This window comes from Burkholderia sp. JP2-270, from assembly GCF_003233675.1.
Lineage (GTDB): Bacteria > Pseudomonadota > Gammaproteobacteria > Burkholderiales > Burkholderiaceae > Burkholderia > Burkholderia pyrrocinia_C.
Map to the genome: position 1 here is coordinate 3,203,210 of NZ_CP029825.1, position 14,289 is coordinate 3,217,498.

Consider the following 14,289-nt stretch of genomic DNA (forward strand, 5'->3'; position numbering starts at 1 on the left):
TCCCTAGGACTGGAAACGATTGGTTTCGCAACGCTTGCAGTGCATGTATCAACGCGTGGCCGCCTGCGCGGCGGACAGGAACGCCGGCCGCTCGCCGCCGCCGTCGAGCCGCAGGTTCGCGCCCGATGCGTACGACGCGTCGGACGACGCGAGGAACAGGCATGCGGATGCGACGTCGTCGGGCGTCGCGAGCCGCCCGGCGGGAATCGTCGCGCGGATCGCGTCGAGCGCTGTGTCGTCGCCGTAGTGGCCTTCGGTGGCCGATTCCGTCTGCACGAGGCTCGGGCTGATCGCGCACACGCGCACGCGCGGCGCCCACTCGACCGCGAGCGACGCGACCGCGTTGACGAGGCCCGCTTTCGCGGCGCCGTACGCGGCCGTGCCGGGCGACGGCCGCGACGCGCTGACGCTCGCGATGAACAGCATCACGCCGCCTTCGGGCCGCGGCTGCATGATCGCGTTGACGCGCTGCGCAAGCTGCAGCGGCGCGATCAGGTTCAGCCGCACGATCGATTCGGTGAAGCGCGGCGACGCGTCGGCCGCGAGCGCGAACGGCGAGCCGCCCGCGTTGTTGACGAGCACGTCGACGCCGCCGGCCGTATCGCGGATCGCCGCGAGCATCGCGTCGACCTGCTCGATGTCGCGCAGGTCGGCCGCGACGAACGCGGCCGTGCGGCCACCGTCCGAAGGCGGCGTGTCGGGCGCGCTGCGTCCGCAGACGAACACGCGCGCCCCTGCCGCGAGAAATCGTTCGGCGATGCGCCGCCCGATGCCCTTGGTGCCGCCCGTCACGAGCACCGTCTTGCCGCTGTAGTCGAATCCGCTCATCGTCAGCCTCCGTTTCGGTGGGCCGATGATAGGAAGAAGCGCGCGCGGCTTCGTAGTCTGAAAGGATGATGCCGGCCGGCGCCGGCGGCGCAATCATCGTGGCAGGCATCCATCGAACGACGAAGGAGACAACCCGCGATGACGACCCTCACGCCGCCGCCGGCCGGCATCTTCACCGACGTACCGGGCGGCTTGCGCCTGCACCATTACGAAGCGGGCGAGGGCCGGCCGGTGGTGTTCATCCACGGTAGCGGGCCGGGCGCCAGCGGTTTCAGCAACTTCAAGCACAACGTTCCCGCGTTCGCGGCCGCGGGCTTCCGCGCGATCGTCGTCGACCTGCCCGGCTACGGGCAGTCGTCGAAGCCGTCGGACGTCGCCTATACGCTCGATTTCTTCGTCGGCGCGCTGCATGCGCAGCTTGCCGCGCTAGGGATCGGGCCGGCCGTGCTGCTCGGCAACTCGCTCGGCGGCGCGATCGCGCTCAAATACGCGCTCGACTATCCGGACGAGGTCGACGGGCTGATCATGATGGCGCCGGGCGGCGTCGAGGATCGCGACACCTATTTCCGGATGGAAGGCATCCAGCGGATGGTGAAGCTGTTCACCAATCGCCAGATGAATGACGACACGATGCGCGAGCTGCTGACGCTGCTCGTGCACGACCCGGCGATCGTCACCGATGCGCTCGTTGCCGAGCGGATGAAGGTGTGCGTCGAACAGCCGACCGAAGTGCTGTCGACGATGAGCGTGCCGAACCTGACCGACGCGCTCGGCGACCTGCGCAGCCCGGTGCTCGGCTTCTGGGGCACGGATGACCGCTTCAATCCGGTCTGCGGCGCGCTGAAGTTCCTCGAACGCTGCCGCGACGCGCGCTTCGTGCTGATGAACCGGTGCGGCCACTGGGTGATGGTGGAGCACGCCGATTACTTCAATCGGGAATGCCTTGATTTTCTTGCGGCGCGGAACACGCGATAACGCCGGATGCGATTGAAGGTCGTCCCGCAAGCGGGCGGGCCCGCCTGAATACCTGGAGACAAGATGAAACTCATCGAAGAACTGTTCGACCTGCGCGGCAAGGTGGCCGCGATCACCGGCGGCGCGCGCGGCATCGGCGCGGAGACGGCGCGCACGCTGGCGGCGGCCGGCGCGAGCGTCGCGATCCTCGACGTGCTGTCGCAGCCGGCGCAAGCGCTGGTCGGGGAGATTCGCGCGCAAGGCGGCCAGGCCGCGTTCTGGTCGCTCGACGTGACGCACGAGGCCGACGTGTCGCGCGTGTTCGGCGAGATCGTCGCGCGCTTCGGGCGCCTCGACGTGCTCGTGAACAACGCGGGCATCGAGGGGCACAACGTGCCGACGCACGAACTCACGCTCGCGCAATGGCAGCGCGTGCAGGACGTGAACGTCAACGGCGTGTTTCTGTGCACGCGCGCGGCGATTCCGCATATCGACGCGGCCGGCGGCGGGTCGATCGTGAACCTGTCGTCGATGTACGGGATCGTCGGCGGCCCCGACGTGCCCGCGTATCACGCGTCGAAGGCCGCGGTGCGGATGATGGCGAAGGTCGACGCGATGCTGTATGCGGCGAAGAACATCCGCGCGAACTCGGTACACCCCGGCTATATCCGCACGCCGATGCTCGAGGACGCGTTCCGCCAGATGGGGCAGGACCCCGATCGCGCATTCGAGTACATGCAGACGAACGTGCCGCTGGCGAAGATCGGCAGCCCGCGCGACATCGCGGCCGGCATCCTGTATCTCGTGTCGCCGGCCGGCCGTTACGTGACCGGCGCGGAGCTCGTGATCGACGGCGGGTTTACCGCACGCTGACGCAGCACGGTAAGCGCAACGGAACAGGAGACAGGCAGTTGAAAGTGCTCGTGGCAGTGAAGCGCGTGGTCGACGCGAACGTGAAGGTCGGCGTGAAATCCGACCGGACGGGCGTCGACATCGCGAACGTGAAGATGTCGATGAACCCGTTCGACGAGATCGCGGTGGAAGAAGCCGTGCGCTTGAAGGAGGCCGGTGTCGTGACCGAGGTGCTGGCCGTGTCGATAGGTGTTTCGCAGGTGCAGGAGACGTTGCGCACGGCGCTGGCGATCGGCGCGGATCGCGCGATCCTGGTCGAATCGAATGAAGGTGCCGAGCCGCTCGGCGTCGCGAAGGTGCTGAAGGCGCTGGTCGACCGGGAGCAGCCTTCGCTCGTGATCCTCGGCAAGCAGGCGATCGACGACGATTCGAACCAGACCGGGCAGATGCTGGCTGCGCTTGCGGGTATGCCGCAGGCGACGTTCGCGTCGAAGGTGGTGATCGCCGATGGTCGTGCGACGGTTGCGCGGGAAGTCGACGGTGGCGCGGAAACGCTTTTGCTGACGTTGCCGGCGGTGGTCACGACTGACCTGCGTTTGAACGAGCCGCGCTACGTGACGTTGCCGAACATCATGAAGGCGAAGAAGAAGCCGCTGGAAGTCGTGCAGCCCGATGACCTTGGCGTGGATGTGACGCCGCGTGTGAAGGTGCTCGAGGTGAACGAGCCGCCGAAGCGTGCGGCCGGCGTGAAGGTGCCGGACGTGCAGACACTGGTCGGGAAGCTGAAGACCGAAGCCAGGGTGCTGTAACAGGGAACGCGACGAAATGACGATTCTGGTAATTGCGGAACACGACAATGCGTCGATCAAGGCCGCGACGTTGAATGCCGTGGCGGCGGCTCAGGCGCTCGGTGCAGCGGGCGGCGGCGACATTCACGTGCTGGTTGCGGGACACAACGCACAGGCAGCGGCAGACGCCGCAGCGAAGATCGCAGGTGTTTCGAAGGTGCTGCTGGCCGACGCGCCGCACTTGGCCGAAGGTCTGGCCGAGAACGTCGAAGCGACGGTGATGAACGTCGCGAAGGCCCACTCGCACATCGTTGCGCCGGCCACGGCCTACGGCAAGAACATCGCACCGCGCATCGCCGCGAAGCTGGATGTCGCGCAGATCTCCGAGATCACGGCGGTTGTCTCGGCTGATACGTTCGAACGCCCGATCTACGCGGGCAACGCGATTGCAACGGTGCAGTCGAGCGACCCGATCAAGGTCATCACGGTGCGCGCAACAGGTTTCGATCCGGTTTCGGCGGAAGGTGGCAGCGCAGCGGTCGAGAAGATCGAAGCGGCGGCAGATGCAGGCGTATCGCGGTTCCTGAGCCGTGAAATGACTAAGCTGGACCGTCCGGAGCTCACCGGCGCGAACATTGTCGTTTCGGGTGGCCGCGGCCTCGGCAGCGGCGAGAACTTCGCGTTGGTGCTGGAGCCGCTGGCCGACAAGCTGCAGGCCGCACTCGGCGCATCACGCGCGGCGGTCGATGCGGGCTACGTGCCGAACGACTGCCAGGTCGGCCAGACCGGCAAGATCGTTGCGCCGCAGTTGTATATCGCGGTCGGTATCTCCGGCGCGATCCAGCATCTGGCCGGCATGAAGGATTCGAAAGTGATCGTCGCAATCAACAAGGACCCGGAAGCGCCGATCTTCAGCGTGGCCGACTACGGTGTCGTCGGCGACCTGTTCACGCTTGTGCCGGAAGCGGTCGCGGCGCTCTGACGATGCCGCTGTTCGAATTCAACGGGATGCGGCCGTGCGTCGATCCGTCCGCGTATGTCGACCCGAGCGCGGTCGTGATCGGCGACGTGACGATCGGCGCGCGCTGCTATATCGGCCCGCATGCTAGCCTGCGCGGCGACTTCGGCACGATCGTCGTCGACGACGGCAGCAACGTGCAGGACGGCTGCGTGCTGCATGTCGGGATCGGCGAGACGTGCCGGCTCGGAGTCAACAGTCACGTCGGCCATGGCGCGATCGTGCATGGCGCGACGCTCGAACCGGACACGATGATCGGGATGAACGCGGTCGTGATGGACGGCGCAACGATCGGCGCGACGACGATCGTCGCCGCGTGCGCGTTCGTGAAGGCCGGGGCCGACGTGCCGCGCGGCGTGCTGCTCGCGGGCGTGCCGGGGCGTGTCGTGCGGCGGCTGAGCGACGCGGAGATCGACGCGAAGGCGAACGGCACGCGGATTTATCAGCAGTTGGCGGCGGATTGTTTGAGGACGATCAGGCGGGTTGACGGGTGAGCGGGGCGACGGCCGACGGGGTTTCGTCGCGCGCGCAGGCCGGCCGTCGCTCATGTCGACTCGCGCTTGATCGCGCGGAACCCTTCCGCCGTCGACGTAAAGCCTGAAAATCCGAGTGCGGACAATGCTTGCTGGAGGCACTCCGAAAGCGGTGTGCCGTAGACGTCCAGAATCGCATAGCCATCTCGATGCATCTCCTTGTTGTGGTGATCGTCCACGGCATGCAGTATTCCGGCGCACCAGCTTTCGCGATCGCTGCCATATCGCAGGAACGTGGTCACGCCACCTTCGACGACTTGTCCGGGCAGGGCCGGTGACGCATTCCGGATCTGTGTGACCGCTGCATCGTTCGCGGGACTCGTCACGACCCACGTGTGCGATGCGATGGCGGCGATATCGCGAATCCGCTCGCCACTTCCGGGATCGACGATCAGTGCGATGGTGTCCTGCTTCGTCACGGGTGTTCTCCGTTGTTCTTGCGATGTTGCGTATCGTTTGTGCCCGCCAGGCAATCGGGACGATACCGGATCGATTGCGTGATACGCCGCCGTTGGCTTAAGATCGGCAGCAGTTCATCCCACGCCTTCAGCGCCAATGAAAACGAGCATACGCCTGCGGGTCGCCGTCATTGCCTCCGCCTTTGCGGTTTTCAACGTCTACATGCACATTCAGCAGTTCGTCAGCGGCTGCGTATGGGTCAGGGGCCATCACCGCTGCAGTTTCGAAAACAGCGCGAATTTCGAAGGCTGGATGGATCTCGACCTGCTGGTCACGTGTTGCTGGGTCGCCGGCGCCGTGATGGGCTGGGTGGCCGTCGCACAGGCGGCGAGAAAGCCGGGTTAACGAGCGACACCCGTGTCTGCAACGTGGCGCTCTATCGAATCGACTCTGTCAATCCGTGACTACGCGTATTCGCTGGCGGGCGGCGAAGCCGTTCCCGATCCGTGCGAGCCGGGAATGAACTCGCGAGCTGCTGTCGGCGGAAGAGATCGTGGCGATTCTCGGTGCGTGTTTCCGTGCGGCGCGAGTGCCGTGTGGTGTGCGATCGTCGCGTCGTTGTTCGTGTGAGATCCGGGTGCGACGACGATGGCCGGAACCGCCCTCGTCGAGCAATTCGGAACGTCGCGCGTGAGACCGGAACGCACGGGTTTCGCGCGTTGAAGCGGGCGACCATTCCGGCTTTGATTTCCCCTGTGCCGTGCACTAGATTCGAAGCGTTCACATGTCACCGAGCGCGAGGTGGAGTCATGACTCCGTGGGAGATTCAGGGCACCGAATTGATCAGTTGCAATTGCTCATACGGTTGTCCGTGCCAGTTCAGTGCGTTGCCGACCAACGGCAATTGCGAAGCGATGGGCGCGATTTCGATCGACAGCGGCCACTACGGCGACGTGGTGCTCGACGGCGTCAGGATCGCGGTCGTGTTTCAGTGGCCGGGGCCGATCCACGAAGGCAAGGGCAAGTGCCAGCCGATCGTCGACGAGCGCGCCAGCCCGGCACAGCGCGAAGCGGTGCTGAAGATCATGACCGGTCAGGATACCGATCCGTTTTCGACGATGTTCTCGGTATTCGCGTCGACGCTCGAGCAGGCGTTCGAGCCGATCTTCACGAAGATCGATTTCGACGTCGATGTCGACGCGCGGCGCGGCCGGATTCATGTCGACGGCGTGTTCGACGTCGCGGGCGATCCGATTCTTAACCCGGTGACGGGCGCCGAGCATCGCGTGCGGATCGACCTGCCGAACGGTTTCGAATACGAGCTTGCCGAGATCGGTTCGGGCACGGGGCGCTCGCAAGGCAACATCGCGTTGAATCTCGACGGAACCTACGCGCAGTTCGCGCGGCTGCACATGAACAATCACGGGCTGATCCGGCATCGCGCCGCGGCATGACTCCGTTCGGCACCTGGCTTGGGCGCGAGCGCGTCGTCACGCTGCTCGGCATGGCCGCGCTCGTCGGCGCGTGCTGGTTCTATCTGTGGACGGGCGCGGGAACCGGCATGTCGGCGCTGGAGATGACGACGGTCGCGCTCTTTCCGCATCGACTGGCGGCCGGCGTGGGCAGCATGGATCCGTCGCTGCCGACCGTGATCGCGATGTGGTGGGTGATGATGATCGCGATGATGACGCCCAGCGCGGCGCCGCTCGTGATGCTATACCGGCGCGTGCTGCGGCATCGCGGCGTGGACGGCTCGGGTGCCGCGTTCACGTCGGTGTCGCTGCTGGCCGGTTATCTGGCCGCGTGGCTCGCGTTCTCGATCGGCGCGGCGTTGCTTCAGGCGCTGCTGCAGCCGGCCGGGCTGATCTCCGCAATGATGCTGTGGTCGAAGAGCGCCGTGCTTTCCGCTGTCGTTCTCGCGCTGGCCGGGCTCTATCAATTCTCGCCGCTGAAACGCGCGTGCCTTCGGCAATGCCGCGCGCCGGCCGGTTTTCTGGTCGCGCACTGGCGTCCGGGCGTCGCCGGCAGTTTCCTGCTCGGCGCGCGCCACGGCACGTATTGCGTGGGCTGCTGCTGGTTGCTGATGGCGCTGCTGTTCGTCGGCGGCGTGATGAATGTCGTCTGGATTGCCGCGCTGTCGCTGTTCGTGTTCGCGGAAAAAATCCTGCCAGGTGGAGATCTTGTCGGGCGCGTGCTGGGCGTCGTGCTGATCGCCTGGGCCGGTGTGACGTTGATCGTTTGAACGGGGCATCCGGGTTCGCAAGTCGTTCGCGATGCGCGACTTCCACACGCAGCGGAAGCGTCTTCGAGGTAACGGGAGACTTTCGATGACGCGGCGGCATGCGCGAGGTGCCGGGGCCGGAGCAAGCGAGGCGCGGTAGCGGCCGGTTTTCATCGCTCATGCTACGTAACGCAAGGCAGGTGTTACGTCGGTGTCGCGGGGACGCGACGGCGGATCGAACGGCAGGGCCGGGCCCGCGTGCGATGCGTCGTGCCGGAAAGTGCCGCCGGCAAGGCCGCCGCGGCTCGGTTGCGGAATTGTTAACGAAGTCGATGAAGATGGCACGGTAGATGCTTGCTGGAAGGGTCGCGCTGAATAGCTGACGGGGACTTCCATGCAAAATAATTTCATCAAGGCGAACGTTGCGCTCGCCGCCATTGCCGCGGCGTGTGCGCTGGCAGCGTGCGGCGGCGGTGACGTCACGGCGCCGAAGCTTGCCGGTAACAACATCGGGACGAGTACGAGTGGCACGAGTGGAACCAGTGGTACTAGCGGCGCGAGCGGAACCAGTGGCACAAGCGGAACAAGCGGAACCAGTGGCACAAGCGGCACAAGCGGCACAAGCGGCACAAGCGGCACAAGCGGCACAAGCGGCACAAGCGGAACAAGCGGAACAAGCGGAACAAGCGGAACAAGCGGAACAAGCGGAACAAGCGGAACAAGCGGAACAAGCGGAACAAGCGGAACAAGCGGAACAAGCGGAACAAGCGGAACAAGCGGAACAAGCGGAACAAGCGGAACAAGCGGAACAAGCGGAACAAGCGGAACAAGCGGAACAAGCGGCACCACCAGCGGCACCAGCGGAATCGGCGGCACCAGCGGAACGAGCGGCACGCCCGGCACGAACGGCATCGTCAGCTCCGTCGGCGCGGTCGTCTTGGACGCGGGCGCCACGCTCGGGGGCGTGAGCCTGCCGGGCGGCGTCAGCAAGGGCGTGACCGCCGGGCCGGCCGACACGGTCACCGGCGTCGGCACGATCGTCCGCGATGCGTCGAACGCCGTGAGCAACGGCATCGGCCAGATCGGCTTCACGCCGAACCCGGTCGGCGGAACCGTCGCCGGCCTCGGCACCATCGTCGGCTCGACCAGCAATCCGGTTAGCGGTCTCGGCGAAACGGTTAAGGCGCTCGGTTCCGGCCCGTTGTCGCCGCTGGCGCCGATCACGACACCGGTCGGCGGCCTGCTCGACACGGTGGCCGGCGGTCTGAAGTCGGGCGGCACCATGCTCGGCTCGGCCTTTTCGTCGGGCCCGGTCCAGCAGGCGACGCAGGCGCTCGGCACGGCGATCACCCCGCTTGTGACGACAGCAGGCCAACTCACGCAACAGGTCGGCACGGCAACCGGCCTCGGCCAGCCGGTCGCCGGCCTGCTCGGGCAGGTCGGCAGCGCAATCACGTCCGCCGGATGGAAGGTGACGTCTACGTCGCCGCAGCCGGTCGTCGGCGGTGTCGGTGACCTCGTCCGTGCAGTCGGGAATACGGTGACCAACGTGGGCGGTCTCGTGAACCCGAGCGGCGCGAACGGCGCTGTGCCGATCGCCGGCCTGGTGACGAGCGTGGTCGGCGGCATGCCGGCGGCCGTGCACGACGGTTCCGCGACCGGCACGGGCGGCACCACGCCGTTAGGCGGTACGGGTAATCCGCTCGCGCCGGTGACGTCGCTGGTGGGCGGCCTGCTCGGCGGCGCGGTCGGCAAATAACCGATCGGCGCCGAACGTCGCACAGGCAAACGGTCGAATGACCGAATGACGGCCGGCATCGGCCGCCAAAGGTTCAGGCCGGGATCCGTCGGTCGGCCATGAAAACCCGGCCAGCTACTTGCGGCCGTCGTCGAACTTCGACGGCGGCCGTGCCAGCCCGCGCGCCGGCAGCGGCGTCGACATCACGATCGATGTGCGCGTTTCACCGTACAGGTTGATGCGTTCGATCAGCTGCTCGAGGTGGCTCATGCTGGTGGCGACGAACCGCATGACATACGAGTCGGCGCCCGTCACGTGATGGCATTCGACGACTTCGGGAATCGTCTCCAGCAACTTGAGGAATTTCGCTTTCGCCGGCTGGGGCACCGTGATGCCGATCAGCGCACTCACCGGATAGCCGGCCGCGGCCGGGTTGATCCGGGCCGTGTAGCCCTCGATGATGCCGGCCGTTTCAAGGCGCTTCACGCGTTCCGTCACCGCCGGCACCGACAGGTGAACCTGGCGGGCCAGCTCCGTATAGCTGATGCGGCCGTTGGCCTGCAACAGTGCGAGTATCTTCCAGTCCAGATCGTCCATCGCGGCGGGATTTTTTAAGGCGGAACGGCCATTTTTCCTTAAAAACAGCATTCAGCGGTGACCGGATTTTCCCTACGATGCCTGTTCAACCCGTTGCATGTCGCAAGGAGCAGGCGATGCTGTTCATCAAGTCCGTCGTGATGGGGCTGTCGATCGCGGTGCCGGTCGGCCCGATCGGCATGCTGTGCATTCAACGCAGCCTGAGCCGCGGCTTTCAGGCAGGGTTCGCGACGGGTGTCGGCGCCGCGTGCGCCGATGCGATCTACGGCCTGCTCGGCGCGCTGGGCATCGCGGGCATCGTCACCGCATTCCCGATGCTGACCGTCGGCCTGAAGATCGGCGGCGGCGCGTTCCTCGTGTGGCTGGCGTGGACCATCGCGCGCCAGGCGCCGGCCGCGTCGACGCTGCAACACGACCTGCCGCGCACGACCGTCCTGCGCGATTTCCTGACGACGTTCGGCCTCACGCTGTCGAACCCGATGACGATCCTGTCGTTCGTCGGGATTTTCGCGGCGCTCGGCCCGTTGTCGGGCGCGCGGGAAGGTACGATGTGGCCGGCCGTGTCGCTGATGGTCGCCGGCGTGTTCATCGGTTCCGCGACCTGGTGGCTGTGCCTGAGCGGCGCGACCGCCGCGCTGCGCACGAAGATGTCGTTCGCGTTCATGCACGGGCTGTCGCGCGTGTCGGCCGTCGTTGTCGCGGCATTCGGCGCGATCCAGGTGGTCGCGGGCGTGCGCGGGGTCATCTAGGCGAGCGGGGCAGTGCCGTTCGACCGGATGTTGTCGACAGCCGTCCGCAGATGCGCCAGCAGTTCGAGCATCACGGCTTTCCGACAATACTGGTTCATTCGCGTGCTGACGACGATATCGGCCGGCAGTGCTTCGATCGCATGTTGGACCGACAGCAGGTCGTCGGCGAGCCGCTCCAGCGCATCGTGATGCCACGTGCCCACCGCAACCGCGATCTCGTCCGGCCGGAAACCGAACGCGTCGATGCCGCAGCATGCGGCGACGCAATACGTCTCCAGTGCGTCGATCAACGGCATGACCGTCGCGAGATACGGATCGATCGCGACTGCCTGCCCCTGGCCGTCCGCCAGATTACCAAATTCGATCCGGCGATCCTGGCCGATGCTGATGTCGTCCTTGTGCGGCTTTCCGTTCATCGTTCGATCCTCAGCGGGTTCAATTCGACGCCCGCAAATGCGCATGCACGAAGCGTGCGATCTCCTGGCTCAGCTCCATATCCTTTGGCGCGCCCATGAAGCCGCCGTGCGGCATCCCGTCGAACACGTGAAGCTCGGTCGGCACCTGCGCGCGCCGCAATGCGCGATGCATGCGCACGGCGTTCGACAGGAACAGGTCGCGCGTGCCGCTCTGGAAGAACGTCGGTGGAAAGCCGGCGGAAAAATCGCCGAACAGCGGCGACAGATACGGGAGCGCGAGATCGGCGCCGTTCGCGTAGAGCAGGTTGTTCGACATCAGCGACGCGGGCAGCACGACATCGACGAGCCGGTTGGTCTCGAAGCTGTCGCCGGATTCCGTCAAGTCGGCTTCGGGCGACAGTAGAACCATCGCGGCGGCGAGATTGCCGCCGGCGGAGCGCCCGCCGACGACGATGTTTTCCGGCGCAAAGCGTTCGAGCACATACACATACGCCGCGATGCAATCGTCGAGCGCGGCCGGATACGGGTGCTCAGGCGGCAGGCGGTAGTCGACGCCGTAGCATCGCATGCCGAGCCGGTCTGCCTGCATCTGCGCACCGGCGCGGCACGCGTCGCCGCCCCCGAAGATCAGTGTGCCGCCATGTTGTGGGCGCTCCGCATCGCGTCACTCGTCGACGCCGGCCGTTCGCCTGAACCGGCTCGGTCGGCGCATTGCGCGTGCCGTGCTTCGACGGTTTCCCGCTCGAACAGGCGGCACGGGCGCTCGATCTCGTTCAAACGGGCGACGCGAAAACCCGGCCCGTGCTGCATGTTGCGGATATCGCGGGCTGAACGGCCCGTACTCAAATCAGGAGACGTGATGACCGACACCCGAACCGCGATCCTCGCGGGCAAGTGCGCACTCGTGACCGGCGCGAGCCGCGGCATCGGCCGCATGTCGCTGCCGCCGCCGGCGATTCCCGCGTACGCGCATCCCCACACCGACCCGACAGGACTCTGACATGACGAATTCGATTCGCTTCGACGGCGGCACCGCCGTGATCACCGGCGCGGCCAGCGGTATCGGCAGCGGGCTCGCGCACCACGCGGCCTCGCTCGGCATGCGCGTCGTGCTGGCCGATCTCGATCCGGCGAAGCTCGACGCGTTCGCCTCGACGCTCGACACCGACGTGCTGTGCGTGCCAACCGACGTCAGCCTGCCGGAAGCCGTCGACGCACTCGCGGAAGCCGCATGGCGGCGCTTCGGCGGCGTCGACCTGCTGTTCAACAACGCGGGCGTGATGGCAACCGGCTTCAGCTGGGAAATCACGGCGGAGCGATTCGAGCGCAGCTTCGCGATCAACGTGCACGGCGTGCTGAACGGGATCCGCAGCTTCGTGCCGCGGATGCTCGAACGCAACGTGCCGGCGCGGGTCGTGAATACCGCGTCGATCGGCGGCTTCCTGCCGAGCCCACTGATGTCGCCTTATTCGGCGACGAAATTCGCGGTGGTCGCGCTGACCGAATCGCTGTACGGAGAGCTGAAGATGCTCGGCGCGCCGGTCGGCGTGTCGCTGCTCGCGCCGGGCCCCGTGCAGTCCGGCATCTTCAACGATCCGTTCGGCGCCGCGCACGACCGGCCCGCGGTGCGCGGCTTCGTCGATACGATGCGCTCGATGCTGAACGCGCACGGGCTCACGCCCGACGCATTCGCCGAGCGGGCGTTCGACGGCATCTGCGAAGGGCGCTACTGGCTGATTCCGCAACCGGAGACGATCGACGGCGCGCTGCAGCGGCGCACCGACGACATCCTCGCCGCACGCGATCCGTCGCTGCCGTCGTTCTGACTATGACGACGGGCACGCGTCGTTACATACGGGTGCCGGCGTGCGTGCGGCCGCTCGGGTCGCCGCCGCGGTCGGGCGGCGTATTGTTCTGATCGATCTTCGCGAGCACGAAGCCCGCGGCCGGCAACGCGCCGGCCGAATGGTGGGGCGCCTGCGCGACTGCGTCGTGCGGCGATGCGGCGGGAAAACCGGCTGACGTAACGCCCGGTTGAGCGAACGCCGAAAGGGAAACGGCCGCCAGGGCGGTGGCGACGATCGCGTGCGTGTTCATGGTGGCTCCTTCACGACTGACTTCAGAACAACGTAATCAGTCTAGGGCGCGAAACTTAACGCGACGTGAAGGAGCGGCGGCGCGCGGATGACAGGATGTTCATGCGCGCCGCGACGTTCATGCCGATGCCGACACCAGCGCGCAGAAGTTCTCCAGATCGACGTTGCCGCCGCTGATCACCACGCCGACACGTTTGCCGTGCAGCTGATCCTTCATCCGTCGCACGGCGGCGAACGACAGGCAGCCGGTCGGCTCGACGACAATCTTCATACGCGTCGCGAAGAAGCGCATGCAGTCGATGAGTTCCGCATCCGTCGCGGTCAGGATGTCGTCGACGTCGCGGCGGATGATCGGGAACGTCAGGTTGCCGAGGTGCTGCGTCTGCGCGCCGTCGGCGATCGTGCGCGGCGTATCGATATGCACGATCGCGCCAGACCGGAACGATTGCTGGCCGTCGTTGCCGGCTTCCGGCTCGACGCCGTACAGCTTCGCGTGCGGCGACAGCGCACGCGTGGCCAGCGCGGTGCCCGACAGCAGCCCGCCGCCGCCGAGCGGCGTGAATACCGCGTCGAGGGGCCCGACTTCGTCGAACAGTTCCTTCGCCGCCGTGCCCTGACCGGCGATCACGTCCGGATGATCGTAGGGCGGGATCAGCGTGAGCCCGTGCTTCTCCGCGAGATCGCGCCCGATTTGCTCGCGATCCTCGGTGTAGCGGTCGTAGGTCACGACGTTGCCGCCGTAGCCGCGCGTCGCGGCCATCTTCGCGGCCGGCGCATCCTGTGGCATCACGATCGTCGCCGGGATGCCGAGGATGCGCGCCGACAGCGCGATCGCCTGCGCATGGTTGCCGGACGAGAACGCGACGACGCCGTTGCGGCGCTGCTCGGCGTCGAAGCGCGACAGCGCATTGAACGCGCCGCGGAACTTGAATGCGCCCATGCGCTGCAGGTTCTCGCACTTGAAGAACACCTGCGCGCCGAGTGCTTCGTCGATCGTCCGCGACGTCATCACCGGTGTGCGGTGCGCATGGCCTTCGAGCCGGGCCGCGGCGGCGGCAACGTCGTCGTACGTGGGGAGAGTCGGAGAGTTCATGGTCGAT

At 66.5% G+C, this 14,289-nt stretch carries 20 protein-coding genes; 12 read left to right on the forward strand and 8 right to left on the reverse strand.

What is annotated here, in order from left to right; translation table 11 throughout:
* Positions 1 to 48: 48 nt before the first annotated feature.
* Positions 49 to 828 carry an SDR family oxidoreductase gene (locus tag DM992_RS32640; RefSeq protein ID WP_111020214.1) on the reverse strand — a complete coding sequence of 260 codons (780 nt, stop codon included), beginning with the start codon at positions 826 to 828 and terminating at the stop codon, positions 49 to 51.
* 138 nt (positions 829 to 966) lie between these two features.
* On the opposite strand from DM992_RS32640, the gene DM992_RS32645 reads away from it, so the two are divergent.
* From DM992_RS32645 to DM992_RS32665, 5 genes are all read left to right on the forward strand, one after another.
* The gene (locus DM992_RS32645; protein ID WP_111020215.1) at positions 967 to 1,803 is read left to right on the forward strand and encodes an alpha/beta hydrolase; all 837 of its coding nucleotides are present in this window, start codon (positions 967 to 969) and stop codon (positions 1,801 to 1,803) included.
* A 63-nt stretch (positions 1,804 to 1,866) separates the two neighbouring features.
* Entirely contained in the window at positions 1,867 to 2,655 is a 789-nt protein-coding gene (locus DM992_RS32650; RefSeq protein WP_111020216.1) for an SDR family NAD(P)-dependent oxidoreductase, read from the forward strand.
* Positions 2,656 to 2,693: 38 nt separating this feature from the next.
* Positions 2,694 to 3,443 carry an electron transfer flavoprotein subunit beta/FixA family protein gene (locus DM992_RS32655; RefSeq protein WP_111020217.1) on the forward strand — a complete coding sequence of 250 codons (750 nt, stop codon included), beginning with the start codon at positions 2,694 to 2,696 and terminating at the stop codon, positions 3,441 to 3,443.
* 16 nt (positions 3,444 to 3,459) lie between these two features.
* Positions 3,460 to 4,404 carry an FAD-binding protein gene (locus tag DM992_RS32660; RefSeq protein WP_111020218.1) on the forward strand — a complete coding sequence of 315 codons (945 nt, stop codon included), beginning with the start codon at positions 3,460 to 3,462 and terminating at the stop codon, positions 4,402 to 4,404.
* Positions 4,405 to 4,406: 2 nt separating this feature from the next.
* A complete protein-coding gene (locus DM992_RS32665; RefSeq protein ID WP_111020219.1) occupies positions 4,407 to 4,934 on the forward strand; it encodes a transferase hexapeptide repeat family protein in 528 nt (175 codons plus the stop codon).
* 50 nt (positions 4,935 to 4,984) lie between these two features.
* Here DM992_RS32665 and DM992_RS32670 read toward each other — a convergent pair whose 3' ends face one another.
* Entirely contained in the window at positions 4,985 to 5,392 is a 408-nt protein-coding gene (locus DM992_RS32670) for a hypothetical protein (RefSeq protein WP_111020220.1), read from the reverse strand.
* Positions 5,393 to 5,528: 136 nt separating this feature from the next.
* Here DM992_RS32670 and DM992_RS32675 point away from each other — a divergent pair, with 136 nt between their 5' ends.
* The 4 genes from DM992_RS32675 (at position 5,529) to DM992_RS32690 (ending at position 9,352) form a co-directional block, all read left to right on the forward strand.
* Positions 5,529 to 5,777 (forward strand): hypothetical protein, encoded by a 249-nt coding sequence (locus DM992_RS32675; protein WP_111020221.1) that lies wholly within the window; start codon positions 5,529 to 5,531, stop codon positions 5,775 to 5,777.
* 404 nt (positions 5,778 to 6,181) lie between these two features.
* Positions 6,182 to 6,826, forward strand: coding sequence for a DUF1326 domain-containing protein (locus tag DM992_RS32680; RefSeq protein WP_111020222.1), 645 nt, complete (start codon positions 6,182 to 6,184; stop codon positions 6,824 to 6,826).
* Complete coding sequence (locus DM992_RS32685) at positions 6,823 to 7,614, forward strand: DUF2182 domain-containing protein (protein ID WP_111020223.1); 792 nt, start codon at positions 6,823 to 6,825, stop codon at positions 7,612 to 7,614. Before DM992_RS32680 ends, DM992_RS32685 begins: the two co-directional genes overlap by 4 nt.
* Positions 7,615 to 7,987: 373 nt before the next feature.
* Positions 7,988 to 9,352 carry a collagen-like triple helix repeat-containing protein gene (locus tag DM992_RS32690; protein WP_111020224.1) on the forward strand — a complete coding sequence of 455 codons (1,365 nt, stop codon included), beginning with the start codon at positions 7,988 to 7,990 and terminating at the stop codon, positions 9,350 to 9,352.
* 114 nt (positions 9,353 to 9,466) lie between these two features.
* Here the strand turns inward: DM992_RS32690 and DM992_RS32695 are convergent, their stop codons facing one another.
* On the reverse strand, positions 9,467 to 9,928 hold the full coding sequence (locus DM992_RS32695) for an Lrp/AsnC family transcriptional regulator (RefSeq protein ID WP_111020225.1): 462 nt from the start codon (positions 9,926 to 9,928) through the stop codon (positions 9,467 to 9,469).
* 116 nt (positions 9,929 to 10,044) lie between these two features.
* Here DM992_RS32695 and DM992_RS32700 point away from each other — a divergent pair, with 116 nt between their 5' ends.
* Positions 10,045 to 10,677, forward strand: coding sequence for a LysE family transporter (locus DM992_RS32700; protein WP_111020226.1), 633 nt, complete (start codon positions 10,045 to 10,047; stop codon positions 10,675 to 10,677).
* On the opposite strand, the gene DM992_RS32705 is transcribed toward DM992_RS32700, so the two are convergent.
* Genes DM992_RS32705 through DM992_RS43005 form a run of 3 tightly spaced genes read right to left on the reverse strand, consistent with a single transcriptional unit; the run spans position 10,674 to position 11,963 of the window.
* Positions 10,674 to 11,093 (reverse strand): DUF6331 family protein, encoded by a 420-nt coding sequence (locus tag DM992_RS32705; protein ID WP_111020227.1) that lies wholly within the window; start codon positions 11,091 to 11,093, stop codon positions 10,674 to 10,676. The two genes, DM992_RS32700 and DM992_RS32705, sit on opposite strands and share 4 nt — an antisense overlap.
* A gap of 19 nt (positions 11,094 to 11,112) precedes the next feature.
* Positions 11,113 to 11,682 carry an alpha/beta hydrolase gene (locus DM992_RS32710; RefSeq protein WP_239511394.1) on the reverse strand — a complete coding sequence of 190 codons (570 nt, stop codon included), beginning with the start codon at positions 11,680 to 11,682 and terminating at the stop codon, positions 11,113 to 11,115.
* Between the two features lie 38 nt (positions 11,683 to 11,720).
* Positions 11,721 to 11,963 carry a hypothetical protein gene (locus DM992_RS43005; RefSeq protein ID WP_162631781.1) on the reverse strand — a complete coding sequence of 81 codons (243 nt, stop codon included), beginning with the start codon at positions 11,961 to 11,963 and terminating at the stop codon, positions 11,721 to 11,723.
* Between DM992_RS43005 and DM992_RS43010 the strand changes: the two genes are divergently transcribed.
* Both DM992_RS43010 and DM992_RS32720 read left to right on the forward strand, forming a co-directional pair.
* Complete coding sequence (locus DM992_RS43010) at positions 11,953 to 12,093, forward strand: hypothetical protein (RefSeq protein ID WP_162631684.1); 141 nt, start codon at positions 11,953 to 11,955, stop codon at positions 12,091 to 12,093. The two genes, DM992_RS43005 and DM992_RS43010, sit on opposite strands and share 11 nt — an antisense overlap.
* 1 nt (position 12,094) lies before the next feature.
* Positions 12,095 to 12,919, forward strand: a complete 825-nt coding sequence (locus tag DM992_RS32720) for an SDR family NAD(P)-dependent oxidoreductase (RefSeq protein ID WP_111020228.1) — start codon at positions 12,095 to 12,097, stop codon at positions 12,917 to 12,919.
* Positions 12,920 to 12,941: 22 nt separating this feature from the next.
* On the opposite strand, the gene DM992_RS32725 is transcribed toward DM992_RS32720, so the two are convergent.
* Positions 12,942 to 13,190, reverse strand: coding sequence for a hypothetical protein (locus tag DM992_RS32725; RefSeq protein ID WP_111020229.1), 249 nt, complete (start codon positions 13,188 to 13,190; stop codon positions 12,942 to 12,944).
* 117 nt (positions 13,191 to 13,307) lie between these two features.
* Positions 13,308 to 14,282 carry a threo-3-hydroxy-L-aspartate ammonia-lyase gene (locus tag DM992_RS32730; RefSeq protein WP_111020230.1) on the reverse strand — a complete coding sequence of 325 codons (975 nt, stop codon included), beginning with the start codon at positions 14,280 to 14,282 and terminating at the stop codon, positions 13,308 to 13,310.
* Between the last annotated feature and the right edge of the window lie 7 nt (positions 14,283 to 14,289).